Source organism: Oribacterium sp. HCP3S3_B9, assembly GCF_052064255.1.
GTDB lineage: Bacteria > Bacillota > Clostridia > Lachnospirales > Lachnospiraceae > Oribacterium.
Genome location: NZ_JBQHVY010000003.1, coordinates 150,281 through 162,526, shown reverse-complemented (window position 1 = coordinate 162,526; position 12,246 = coordinate 150,281). Strand labels below are relative to the sequence as shown.

At 54.8% G+C, this 12,246-nt stretch carries 10 protein-coding genes and 2 tRNA genes; 7 read left to right on the top strand and 5 right to left on the bottom strand.

The window, feature by feature from the left end:
- Positions 1-19 precede the first annotated feature (19 nt).
- The 4 genes from ACTNC3_RS03455 to ACTNC3_RS03440 form a co-directional block, all read right to left on the bottom strand.
- Positions 20-1,741, bottom strand: a complete 1,722-nt coding sequence (locus ACTNC3_RS03455) for a D-alanyl-D-alanine carboxypeptidase family protein (protein ID WP_410042776.1) — start codon at positions 1,739-1,741, stop codon at positions 20-22.
- Positions 1,731-3,905: a sensor histidine kinase gene (locus ACTNC3_RS03450; RefSeq protein WP_441226463.1), complete on the bottom strand. Its 2,175-nt coding sequence runs from the start codon at positions 3,903-3,905 to the stop codon at positions 1,731-1,733. The genes ACTNC3_RS03455 and ACTNC3_RS03450 overlap by 11 nt, the downstream gene beginning before the upstream one ends.
- On the bottom strand, positions 3,905-4,612 hold the full coding sequence (locus tag ACTNC3_RS03445) for a response regulator transcription factor (protein WP_410042774.1): 708 nt from the start codon (positions 4,610-4,612) through the stop codon (positions 3,905-3,907). Before ACTNC3_RS03445 ends, ACTNC3_RS03450 begins: the two co-directional genes overlap by 1 nt.
- Before the next feature lie 157 nt (positions 4,613-4,769).
- Positions 4,770-6,074 carry an SH3 domain-containing protein gene (locus tag ACTNC3_RS03440; protein WP_441226462.1) on the bottom strand — a complete coding sequence of 435 codons (1,305 nt, stop codon included), beginning with the start codon at positions 6,072-6,074 and terminating at the stop codon, positions 4,770-4,772.
- 396 nt (positions 6,075-6,470) lie between these two features.
- On the opposite strand from ACTNC3_RS03440, the gene trmB reads away from it, so the two are divergent.
- The 4 genes from trmB (at position 6,471) to ACTNC3_RS03420 (ending at position 9,295) form a co-directional block, all read left to right on the top strand.
- Positions 6,471-7,139 carry a tRNA (guanosine(46)-N7)-methyltransferase TrmB gene (gene trmB / locus ACTNC3_RS03435; protein ID WP_441226461.1) on the top strand — a complete coding sequence of 223 codons (669 nt, stop codon included), beginning with the start codon at positions 6,471-6,473 and terminating at the stop codon, positions 7,137-7,139.
- A 163-nt stretch (positions 7,140-7,302) separates the two neighbouring features.
- Positions 7,303-7,375, top strand: a tRNA-Lys gene (locus ACTNC3_RS03430).
- A 25-nt stretch (positions 7,376-7,400) separates the two neighbouring features.
- A tRNA-Lys gene (locus tag ACTNC3_RS03425) sits at positions 7,401-7,473 on the top strand.
- A 220-nt stretch (positions 7,474-7,693) separates the two neighbouring features.
- Positions 7,694-9,295 carry a C40 family peptidase gene (locus ACTNC3_RS03420; RefSeq protein ID WP_410042771.1) on the top strand — a complete coding sequence of 534 codons (1,602 nt, stop codon included), beginning with the start codon at positions 7,694-7,696 and terminating at the stop codon, positions 9,293-9,295.
- Between the two features lie 52 nt (positions 9,296-9,347).
- Here ACTNC3_RS03420 and ACTNC3_RS03415 read toward each other — a convergent pair whose 3' ends face one another.
- Entirely contained in the window at positions 9,348-10,238 is an 891-nt protein-coding gene (locus tag ACTNC3_RS03415; protein WP_410042770.1) for a LysR family transcriptional regulator, read from the bottom strand.
- Between the two features lie 363 nt (positions 10,239-10,601).
- Between ACTNC3_RS03415 and ACTNC3_RS03410 the strand changes: the two genes are divergently transcribed.
- The 3 genes from ACTNC3_RS03410 (at position 10,602) to atpF (ending at position 12,244) form a co-directional block, all read left to right on the top strand.
- Positions 10,602-11,288 (top strand): F0F1 ATP synthase subunit A, encoded by a 687-nt coding sequence (locus tag ACTNC3_RS03410; RefSeq protein WP_410042769.1) that lies wholly within the window; start codon positions 10,602-10,604, stop codon positions 11,286-11,288.
- A 184-nt stretch (positions 11,289-11,472) separates the two neighbouring features.
- The gene (gene atpE / locus ACTNC3_RS03405) at positions 11,473-11,694 is read left to right on the top strand and encodes an ATP synthase F0 subunit C (RefSeq protein ID WP_410042768.1); all 222 of its coding nucleotides are present in this window, start codon (positions 11,473-11,475) and stop codon (positions 11,692-11,694) included.
- A 43-nt stretch (positions 11,695-11,737) separates the two neighbouring features.
- Complete coding sequence (gene atpF / locus ACTNC3_RS03400; RefSeq protein ID WP_410042767.1) at positions 11,738-12,244, top strand: F0F1 ATP synthase subunit B; 507 nt, start codon at positions 11,738-11,740, stop codon at positions 12,242-12,244.
- Positions 12,245-12,246: the final 2 nt, after the last annotated feature.

Here is a 12,246-nt window from a genome sequence, read left to right as displayed (position 1 = left end):
CGGCGTTCCGCCCTGGTTTTTATTTGCGTTTCCGGCGTCCGGTACGACTGTTCAGCATCATATCGCGTCGGGCCTTCTGCTCCCGCGTAAGGTCCCTCGTATGCTTCAGCATACGCTTCCGGCGACGCGAGCGGAGGAACTCCTCCCGACGCTCCAGAAGATAGTAGATGACGAAGACGAGTCCGGCGACGAGTGCGATGACCGCCAGGATGAGCAGCACCCGAACGATCGGTTTCGGCAGCTCGATCCGGCCCTTCTCCCGGTTCAGGACGATCGGTGCGTGGTTTGCCGTGCTTTCCTGTGGCAGCTGACCGGCGACCTTCGGCTTCGTATCCTCCACGGTCTTCCCCGAGAGATGGATCGTCTCTGGTACGGTTTCCTGCACCTTCGCCTCCATCACCGCGGCATCCTGAGATGCCGCGGCCTTCGCCGCGCTGTCATCCGTGAGCCGGATATAGGCCTGGCCGAGGCTTCGGTCGTCCATACTGTAGTCCACCCGGGCGAAGGAGCCGTCGGCTTTTTCCTTGTCGGACAGGTCATAGCGCATCGAACGCTGGACACTGTCGAAGCTTTCGTTCTTCGGGAGCGTCACATGGTTGGACGCATCGATGGTGAAATCCAGCGTATTCACGAGCTGGATGCCGTCTACCTTCAGATTGGAGGCGAGCTTATTATAGCTCTCATCGGCGGTGGCGACCTCGAGCGACTGGAAGTGGTCGTATCCGAAATTGAAGAGATTTCGTGTATCGCGATACTGCGAGTTGTGTCCATTCAGGATGACACAGATCAGCGTCATGCCGTCGCGTTCACAGGCGGTCACCAGTGTGTTGCCGGCGAGGGTCGTGTACCCGGTCTTACCGGCGAACACACCCGGATAGTAATCTGAGAAGGAACGGCGCATCATATGGTGATGGGCGTAAATCGTGTTTTCCGGCGCATCCGCGTTCGGATACTTGTTGATCGGCGCATGGGTATAGACCTGCGTCGCGTCGATGGAACGGAAGGTATCGTTCTGGATCGCGTACTGCATGATCTTTGCGAAATCCGCCGCACAGGTATAGTGCTCCGGATTATTCAGACCAGACGGGTTCGCAAAATGTGAATTCACGCAGCCGAGCTCCGCTGCCTTCTGGTTCATGAGCTCCGCAAACTTTTCATTGGAGCCGGCGATGTATTCGGCGAGGGCATTTGCGCAGTCGTTGGCCGACTGAAGCAGCAGACCATAGAGACAGTCCCGCACGGAGAGCTTATCGCCCGGAACCGCACCGATGATCGTCGAGTTCTGCTCGAGATTCCCATTGACCGCGGCATAGGAGAATGTGACCTTGTCTTCGAGATTCGTACAGTTCTCGAGGACGATGATGGCGGTCAGTACCTTCGTGATCGAAGCCGGATAGTAGGCGGTCGTCGCGTTCTTTTCATACAGTACAGCGCCGGAATCGGCATCGATGAGGATCGCGCCCTCGGATTCGACGTTGAATTCCGGTGTCGGCCAGGTCGCTGCATAGGCGGTGAGTGGTGCGCATCCACTTGCAGACAGCGCGGAGCTGAGTACCGATGTCACCGATCGTCCGGCATCCGTGAGGATGTTCCCGGTCGACGACATTGCCTCAGACCGCATCGTTCCAGAGGGATCCGAAACGACGGTGGCGGAGAGCAGTGAGAGCGCGCTCAGTGTCAGGAGACTGCGTCGGACGAAGCGTGACAGATATTTCGTTTGTTTCTTTTTCTTATCCTTCATTTGTATCCCTGGCGGCGGTCTTCAGCACGATCGCGGCCTTATACAGGTCGCCATCGATGGAGATGACGAGCTCGCCATCCATTAATTTCGTGAGGCTCTTCGCGATCGAGAGACCGAGGCCTGAGCCCTCTGTGGTCCGGCTGACATCACCGCGTACGAAACGCTCGGTGAGCTCCTCCGGGGAGATATTCAGCGGACGGGAGGAGATGTTTTTGATCGTGCAGGCAGCGGTGCCTGTCTCTGTATCCTCGGTGACATCCACGTAGACGCGGGAGCCACGAAGCGCATACTTGCAGCAGTTGTTCAGCAGGTTCTCGATGACACGCCAGAGGTGGCGGCCGTCGGCACGGATCATGACCGGATGCTCCGGATAGCTGAGGATCATCTCGAGCTTTGCAGCTGAAGTCTTGTCCTCGAACTCACCGAGTGCCTGCTCGACGATCTCCGTGTAGTTGATATCGGCGAAGTCAATCTTGACGTTGCCGGAGCTTGCCTTGCTGGCTTCGACCAGATCCTCCGTCAGTGTCTTCAGACGTGTGGACTTCTGATCGAGCACCTTCAGATACGCCTGCACGTTCGGATTATCGATGTTCTCTCGCTTCAGAAGATCGACGTAGCTGATGATGGAGGTCAGCGGTGTCTTGAGGTCATGCGAGACGTTCGTGATGAGGTCTGCTTTCAGGCGCTCTGCCTTGACCTGTTCATCCACGGCCTGACTGAGACCGGTGGCGATCCGCCAGGCGTAGCAGTCGATCGCGAGGATGATGATCGCGATGCCAAGTGCCGACAGAAAGGCCCGGAGGCTCTGTGCCTGGAAGAAATGGACGAAGAGCGTTACGACCATACCGGCAGCCAGCAGATTCGGCAGCACGAAGAGCACATAGGTAAATATCTTCGGGGTGGTTTTTTCCGCCGCATGGATATAGTGCCCGATGAGGCCAGCGGTGCCGTTCAGAAGCGAATCCGCCCAGAGACGACCGGCCTTAAAGCTGCGCACGATCGAAAGCGTGAGTGGCAGTGCCACGAAGTAATCCGCGAGGAAGCGGATGCAGTTCTCCCAGAAGCTCCAGTTATCGATGACGCCGAGGATGTTTTCGAGCGAGCTCAGGAATACCGGTGTAACGAGGAAGGCGATCAGTCCAAAGAGGGCACCGATCAGCATCCGAAGCTCGACCGGCAGGTGATCAAACGGAAGAAGATGGGGCTTTCGGTCGCTCTGTTCCGCGCCATGGCCGGTCCAGGTGATGAGGAGCACGAGGCTTACGATGAAGCTGACGCTCGAGAGGATCAGGAGTGTCAGACCGATGATGCTGTTTTCACGTCGCTCGTTGTACTCCTGTGAAGCGTCTGCGAAGGCATCCTGCACCGGAAAGCTGGTGTCGATACCCGTGGAAAAACGATACTGGCAGTTACTGCCGAACGGACTTCTCGCCTGCAGAAGCATGATGAGATCCTGCGGCAGGTCGTGGTAGTCAGAGATGACCTCCAGCGAACTCGAATCGGTATAGGCGTACTTCGGAAGGCTGCGAATCTCGTCCTCGCTCAGTGATGGGGCGTTGGTATAGACGCGGCTTTCCTGATCCTTCTGATAGATGACATTAAAATAGAAGTTTGTACGTGCAGGATCAAATTCGCTCTTGACGGCATAGTAGCGTGCCAGATGGCTGAGTGCCTCCTTCGTCAGTGTGCCGAGCGACATCTGCCCATCGGTCGGGCTCTGCTGCTTATAGTTCGGCATGTAGGCCCGGTACTGTACGACGATCTGATGCTTCAGCTCATCCATCTCCTTCGTGACGGTCGCTGCGCCGCCCTCCCGAAGCTGGTTTTTCGTATCGAAGTAGTAGCCCATGGAACGCCCGTACTGGATGAGATAATCCAGGGAATAGGAAACGTTCTGCCCATTGACGTCGGCCTGTGCGATGATCTGATTCAGATTCAGCTTGCCGTCCTCCTCGAAGATATCCGTGAGCTTGATATAGTCGAAGACGTCAGCCATGGTCTGGTGGGCCTGGTTCTCGAAGGCATTGCTTTCGATGTAGTCCGGCTGCGACACATACTCGAGCGCATTTCCGCCCGCCGCGCCGAAGGTGAGGATGCCGATGCTCACGAGCACCATCAGGATGGCGATGGCGTTCACAATCGCGCTGATTACTTTTTTGATCATTACTTGTCGCCGTCCTGCTTCTCGATCTTATAGCCGACACCCCAGACGACCTTGAGGTAGCGTGGCTCACGCGGATTGATCTCGATCTTTTCACGGATATGGCGGATGTGCACCGCGACGGTGTTATCCGCGCCGATCGCCTGCTCGTTCCAGATCGAGGTGTAGATGTCGTCGATAGAGAATACCTTGCCCGCGTTCTTTACGAGCAGCAGCAGGATATTGTACTCGATCGGGGTCAGCTTGATCGGATTGCCATCGACGGTGACCTCCTTCGTGTCATCGTTCATGACGAGACCACCACAGGCATAGATATTTTCGCTCGTGGTTTCACCCATGTTGCCGAGCTGTGTGTAGCGGCGCAGCTGAGACTTTACGCGGGCCACCAGCTCGAGCGGATTGTACGGCTTCGTGAGATAGTCATCGGCGCCGACATTGAGACCGAGGATCTTATCGTTATCCTCCCCCTTTGCGGAGAGCATGATGATTGGGATCGAGCTCGTTTCACGTACCTTCAGTACAGTGTGTACACCATCGAGCCCCGGCATCATCACATCGACGATCAGAAGATCAACTTTATTCTTTTCCATGATGTCCAGTACATCATAGCCATCGTAGGCTTTTAAAACATGAAAGCCCTCACCGGTCAGGTAGATGGAAATCGCCTCGACGATCTGCTTATCGTCATCGCATACCAGTATTGTCTGCATAGAAAACCTCCATGAAAAAATATAAATTAACTACATTAGTATACCGTACTATGAGGAGCAATGCAAAAAAAGAAAGCATCGAAATATGTGACGGTTTTATGAAGATAAAAGAAGAGCTGTGCGGCGGGCACAGCTCTTCGGGTGATGTTATGCGGATTCAGGCGGCAGGGGTTTCTGCAGCTGGTGTTTCTGCGGCTACCGGCTGAACGAAATCGCTCTTGATGTAAGCATCCTCGCCGTTGTAGTCGATATTGACCCAGCCATCGGCTTCACCCTTATAGGTGACCTGCGTGCCGGCATCGAGAACGGCGAGTACACGGCAGTCGGTATTCGGCTCGGTACGAACCTTGACGCCGGTCGTGGTCATATAGATCGCGGTCGTCGGCTCCGGTGCGGCCGTCGTCTCTGGAACGATCGGTTCGGTCTCCATCACCGGCTCGGTGGCGGCTACGGTGGCAGCTGGTGTCGTCTCGATCGTCGCACTGCCGGAGTTGCCCATCAGAACGCGGATCAGAATGACCGCGAGGATGAGACAGAGAATCGGAATCACGTACTTCAGGATGCCGTACAGATCCAGCTCCTGCTTTCTGCCCTTCTGACCGCCACGTGGACGGTTCGCATTGCGACGACCAGAAGCGGCTGCCCGCTTCGCTGTACTGGTTGCGGCCGGACGACGATTTCCATTCCGGGATACGCGCTCGGAATCACGAAGCGGCCGGGTCGGACGCTGGTTCGTATTCCGGCTGGAGCGGTGATGCACATTACTGCCGGAACGACGTGGCGCATTTCCTAATGGAAGATCGACACCACTCGCATCGAAGGATGAACGTGGTGCTGTAGCAGCGCCTGCGTCGACGTCTCCCGAACCGGCAGCCGATTCGCCCTCGTTTTCTGGCGCAGTATAACGGCGCACAGTATCGGCATCGTCTGAACCGTCTGCCTCATAGCTGCTGCTCACGCCGTCTGCTGCATCTGTAGAAGCATACGAATCTGAACCTGCCGCAGCGAAACTTCGCTCACCTGCCGCCGGTCCGCTGTAACCGCTGGAGAAGCGGCTGGAACCCTGGAAGCTGCGTGTTTCGTAGCCGCCTCCGGATGAACGCTGCGCGTTCGAGTCTACATAATGCTCGAGTGCATCCTTCAGAAGAGAGAAGGAATCATTCGCCGCCTGCGCCGTCGCCTGGACACCGTTCTCGGTCTGCTCCGCATATAAACGGATGGCGTGATACTGATCCCGCGTCTCCTTTGAAATCAGCCGGTTTTCAAACAGCTGCTCGATATCACTCTCGAGATTGTTCGAAACGAGAACCGCCTTATCCACCTGCATACGGACGATCCGCTTCAGAATCTCACGGTCCAGAACCATGGCTTCAGCATAGCGACCGTTCAGAATATTCTGTTGAGCCTCATTTAAGTCGGTGCGAATTTTGCCCCAGATACTAGCTTCTCTTGGTGTTGGCATCAGAAACCTCCTTGACGGGAACATGTCCCAGCGCCGGAAAACGGCACGGAAAGATATTTTTTTGAGAAAAAAGAATGTCTTTTTTCGGAAAAACCTTCTTTAAATATACAGTCTAAGTATAACCAATTTCCAAAATCACTTCAAGGAAAAAGCATTTTTTCAGTCACGCAGCTGCCCCTGCATGAACGGTTATTCAGAAGCAGTATAGACGCCGTAACTGAAGCAGTGCTGAAAAAGTAGGGTTGGGATGTGGATATCGGCGGGGCGCAATGCCGAGCCCCTGCTTGCGACTGCGCGGAATGTATGTTACACTGCGAAAAACCGTCGTTTTCGTGCACGTCTCGAAGGCGAGTGCAGAATCGGCATCCTATACATAGAAACAGAAAGTGAAAGATTATGAGATTAAGACATATCACCGGCTCAGAGGACTACGTCGCGCAGTCTGAGTACGTCGTACACGAACCAGAGAAGAACAAGGGACAGTGGCAGCAGTTTTTCGGTAACGGGCACCCGATCCACGTGGAGATCGGCATGGGTAAAGGCCAGTTCATCGAGCAGATGGCGCTGACGCACCCGGAGATCAACTACATCGGCATCGAGCGTTACGATACCGTGATGCTGAAGGCGCTGAAGAAGCGAGAAGCTCTGATGGCGGAAGGTGAAGCACTCCAGAACCTCACCTTCATCTCTATCGACGCGCGCCTCCTCGCAGATGTCTTCGAGGCCGGCGAGATCGAGCGCGTCTACCTGAACTTCTCCGACCCGTGGCCGAAGGACCGCCAGGCGAACCGCCGTCTCACCAGCCCGGTTTTCATGAAGATCTATCAGCAGTTCCTGAAGCAGGACGGCGACCTCGAGTTTAAGACGGATAACGAAGGCCTCTTTGATTACTCCCTCCTGTCCATCCCGGAAGCCGGCTGGACCCTGACCGCCGTTACCCGCGACCTTCACCACGACGAGCGTATGAACCAGGGCAATATCATGACCGAATATGAAGAGAAGTTCTCCGCAAAGGGAAATCCGATCTTCAAGCTGATCGCGACACCGCCAGTACACGAAGCATAAACAGAATTCTGCAGGCAGGGGACCCGGAGGGTCCCCTGCCTGCCTGAACTGTTACATATGGTCAAAATTTTTTTGAAAAAGTTTTGAAAACCTGTTGACAATCAAAAACAGATTTTGTATATTACATAGGCGTCGAGCGGAAGACACGACACGAAAGACAAATGCACCTTTAGCTCAGTTGGTAGAGCAGCGGACTCTTAATCCGTTTGTCCAGGGTTCAAGTCCCTGAAGGTGCACTCGAAAAGTTCATATCTGTTTTATGCACCTTTAGCTCAGTTGGTAGAGCAGCGGACTCTTAATCCGTTTGTCCAGGGTTCAAGTCCCTGAAGGTGCACGACGAAGAGCCACATGTGAAAGCATGTGGCTTGTTTTTTATGAAAAAGTTCAGGCTGACCATTCGGTCTCCTGTCTCGAAGTTTACATATCGTAAGAGAATTTTAAATGTACAGCGGCCATGACATGGTATAATGTACTTTTATACAGATGAAATTTAAAGTGGCAAGCTGTGCGGTGTATCCTGCACAGTGAACACGCAGCAGAGAGGTTACGAATATATGTTAAATCGAAACTTTACCCGTCTGACAGCACTGATGCTGGCGGGCAGTATGCTGGTGCTGACCGGCTGTCAGCAGCAGATCGGGGATACCCGGATGGCGACCGAGACAGAATCAGAGATCGTGGTGACCACGGCTCCGGAAGCCGCCACGGTCGATGCCGTCGCCGCGCTGGGGGTCAACTCGAACGTCCTTCCGTCCATCGCCGGTGTCACCATCGACGGATCCGCCGAGGACCTCGCACCGGTTAACCTGACGGTCGGCGTCATCAACTCCGTCGTTGCCGATCTCCAGCAGCGCCTGATGGATCTCGGATTTATGGATCCTGATGAACCGACAACCTACTATGGAGAAGCGACCTCACAGGCGGTCAAGTATTTCCAGCGTCAGGTCGGCATGGCGCAGGATGGTATCTGCGGTGTCCAGACTTGGGATGCGATCATGAGTGATACGGCTCCGCACTATGCGCTGAAGCCGGGCTTCCAGGGTGCGGATGTTACGAATGCGCAGTATCGTCTGTATAACCTTGGTTATCTCTACCACGCCTCGGATGTCAATGGTACCTATGACGAGACGACCGTGGAGGCGATGAAAAAGCTCCAGACACAGAACGGACTGAATCCGGATGGTATATACGGCACCGCAACCTATAATCTTCTTTATTCAGATGAGGTAAAGGCAAACATCGTCGCTCTCGGCGAGCAGTCCGACCTCGTAAAGAAGTACCAGCAGTACCTCATCAACCTCGGCTATCTCAGTGGGGAAGCGGATGGTAACTTCGGACAGGGCACGCAGGCGGCCATCAAGGCCTTCCAGGCACGAAACGACCAGATCGTCGATGGTTACCTCGGTCCGGATACCAGAGCAGCGCTCGAGAATCCGAACGCGATGCCGTTCGCGATGCGTCTCGGCGAGCAGTCCGATTCCGTCAAGAACCTGCAGGAGTACCTCGCGAAGTACGGCTACCTCGATAAGAGCAACATCACCGGCTACTATGGTGAAGTGACGAAGAACGCCGTCGCAAGCTTCCAGAAGGTAAACGGACTCGGCCAGGATGGTGCGGCCGGTGCACAGACTATGAACATGTTCTACAGCGGCAAGGCGAAGTCGAGGCCGAAGAACAGCTCGAGCAGCACAGGTACGAACCGGAACAACAGCAGCTCGTCCGGTAATAAGAGCAGCAGCAGTAAGAATAACAGCAGTGCAGTGAGCGGCAATGTCGGCGGCGGAGCGACGGTCTCCGGATCCGCAGGTGCACTGGTATCCATCGCCGCATCGAAGATCGGCTGCCCATACGTATGGGGCGCCAAGGGACCGAACAGCTTTGACTGCTCCGGCTTCGTCTACTGGTGTCTCAACCAGGCAGGTGTCGGTGTATCCTACATGACCTCCTCCGGATGGCGTAATCCGGGACGATTCCGTCGCGTATCCTACAACGAGCTCCAGGCAGGAGATATCATCGTCGTATCCGGCCACGTCGGCATCTGTGCAGGTGGCGGCAGCGTCATCGATGCATCCTCCTCGAACGGACGTGTCGTACATAGATCACTCGGTCCATGGTGGGCGAACCACTTCATCGCCGGCTGGAGAATCTTCAGCTGATCAATATAAAAACTCCGTTGGAAAGGGACGTGCCCCTCTCCAACGGAGTTTTTTAATGCCGAAGCTTGACGAACTCCTGCAGCAGCGTCTCCGCCGCTGTCGACAGTGAACGTGACTGATCGACGACCGCGCAGAAGGTCCGGTCCGGCAGCGGGTCGGTGAGCTGGATACGATAGACCTCACCACGCGCGAGGGCATCCCGCGCGAGTGCCTCTGGATAGAAACCGATCCCGAGATCATACGCCACCATCGGCAGGATCTGATCCGTGGAGGAGGCCTCCAGCTCCGGATCGAACGGCAGCTGATGATTCAGAAAGTACTGCACATAGAGCTCGCGGGTGCCGGTATCGCGGCCGACGCTGATGAGTGGATAGGTATCGAGCTCACGCAGAGACATGGGCTGCTCCGCAAGGTGCCGGAGCCCCGGACCGACGATGGGGATTTCCTTAAAGGCAAAGAGTGGCTCCATCGAGAGCGTACCATGAATCGCCAGCGGTGTGGTCACGAGTGCGATATCGGCGAGGCCGTCCCGCAGTGCCTTCAGTGCGCGAGGCGTCGAGTGATTTGAGATGCTGATGCTGATTTCCGGGAAGTTCTTTTTAAAGTCCCGCAGCACCGGCAGCAGCACGAGACGAAGTGCGTTCTCGGAGGCGGCGATGGTGACGTGACCGCTTTCCATATTGACATCCTTCTGGAGCTCCCGCTCACCGAAACTCAGCTGCTCGTACGCGATCGACACATGCTCGTAGAGCTTCTGCCCGACCTGTGTCAGGGTGATGCCACGCTTCCCGCGGTGCATGAGCTTACAGCCGAGCTCTGCCTCGAGGCTGTTCATCGCGCGACTCACGTTCGGCTGATTCGAGCCGAGCATGCGTGCTGCCTGGGTGAAGCTGCGACAGCTGCCGACATAATAGAAGATGCGATAATAATCATACGAAACCATAGGGACCTCTTCGCTCAATAGAGGTAACAGTTCAGGCCGCCCCGCCGGATCCCCTGCCTGAACTGTTACCAATAGAGATTATTTCCAAAAATACAATACAAGCTTGTGATTAATATATCAAAATGAACAATCGAAGTCAAAATGACATGATAAATATATAAAAAATACGGCTTGAATATGAAAAAATGCGGAATATAATAGCAACCGAAGTAATCGGGAGCACCATGCCTGCCCGGAAAAGGGGGCTGCCCTGCATAGATGAATTCCGTTGGCCGGTTTCGGTACGGAATTTTTTTATTGCATACGGCACCCGGAGCGGCATCACTCTCGAGCACTTACGTAAAAGAATATGGAGGTAGTAGAATGGAGCAATTTACTTCGGAACTCCAGGAACAGCTGCAGGTCGCCACTGCATTCACGATTCCGGTGTTCGGAGGGATTCAAGTTGCCGAATCGACCGTCATCACCTGGGTGATCATGGCTGTACTGGCTGCGCTTTCCATCTATCTGGGTTCGAACCTGAAGGTACACAACCCGGGTAAACGTCAGCAGGTCGCAGAAATGATCGTCACCTTCCTGGACAACTTCATCAACGGGATGCTGGGAGAGAAGGGAAAGCAGTATGGAACCCTGATTTCCGTCATCCTCATCTATATCGGAGTGTCCAACGTGATCGGTCTGTTCGGACTGAAGCCGCCGACCAAGGATCTGAATGTCACGGTCGGTCTTTCACTCATCAGTATCGTGCTGATCGAGGTCGCGGGTATCCGCGCGAAGGGCGCGAAGGGCTGGCTGAAGAGCTTTTCACAGCCGGTTGCGATCGTGACACCGATCAATATCCTCGAGCTGGTGATTCGTCCGCTGTCCCTGTGCATGCGACTTTTCGGTAATGTACTCGGCGCATTTATCATCATGGAGCTGATCAAAATGGTCGTTCCGGTCGGCGTTCCGGCCATCTTCAGTCTCTATTTTGATATATTTGACGGACTGATTCAGGCATACGTTTTCGTATTCCTGACATCGCTTTACATCCAGGACGCGGTGGAGTAAACCGCAGCCGTCCTGCGACCGTCTCCCTGGGTTCGGCCAATGCCGTCGACCGGGAGATCGTCACGTTGCAAATGTGAAACAGCCCCTTCATTTGAAATGAAGAGCGGTAAACATAGGACGACCATCCAAAACAGAAAAGCCATGATGGTCGCTGATTTGTGAATGAATTTAAAGGAGAAAAATTATGAGCGTAACAGCAATTGGTGTCGGTTTAGCAGCATTCGCCTGCATCGGTGCAGGTCTTTCCATCGGTATCGCAACTGGTAAGGCAGCAGAGGCCATCGCAAGACAGCCGGAGGCAGACGGCAAGATCATGAGAATCCTTCTTCTGGGCTGCGCCCTCGCCGAGGCAACCGCGATCTACGGCTTCGTTCTCGGTATCCTCTGCATCTTCTTCCTGGGCTGATCTTTGTTTGAGACAGTAGTACAGTGAAGACAGGAGAAGAAACATGTTAAGAGTAGATATCAACTTATTATTTACCGTGATCAACCTGCTGTTCCTGGTTTTCCTTATGAAGAAGTTCCTCTTCAAGCCGGTGCGCGCGGTCCTCGAGAAGCGTCAGAACGAGATCGAGGCATCGTTTAAGAACGCAGATGCCGTCAACCAGGAGGCAGCAGCGCTGAAGGAGAAGTATGAGGCGAGCCTCTCGAACATCGAGACGGAGCGTCAGGAGACCATCAATCAGGCGAAGATCGATGCGTCGAAGGAGTACGACGAGATCATCCACAACGCAAACAAGAAGGCCGACAAGATCATCGCCGAGGCGAAGATCCAGGCCGAGAAGGATGCCGAGACGAAGCAGCATGAGATGCAGCAGCAGATGGCCGTGCTCGTCGCACAGGCAGCCTATAAGATCGCGACCTCTCATGACAGTGCAGCGAACGACAGCCAGCTGTTTGATCAGTTCCTGAACGACAGTGAGGGGCAGCAGCCGAACGGCACGAAGGAGGCATAAGC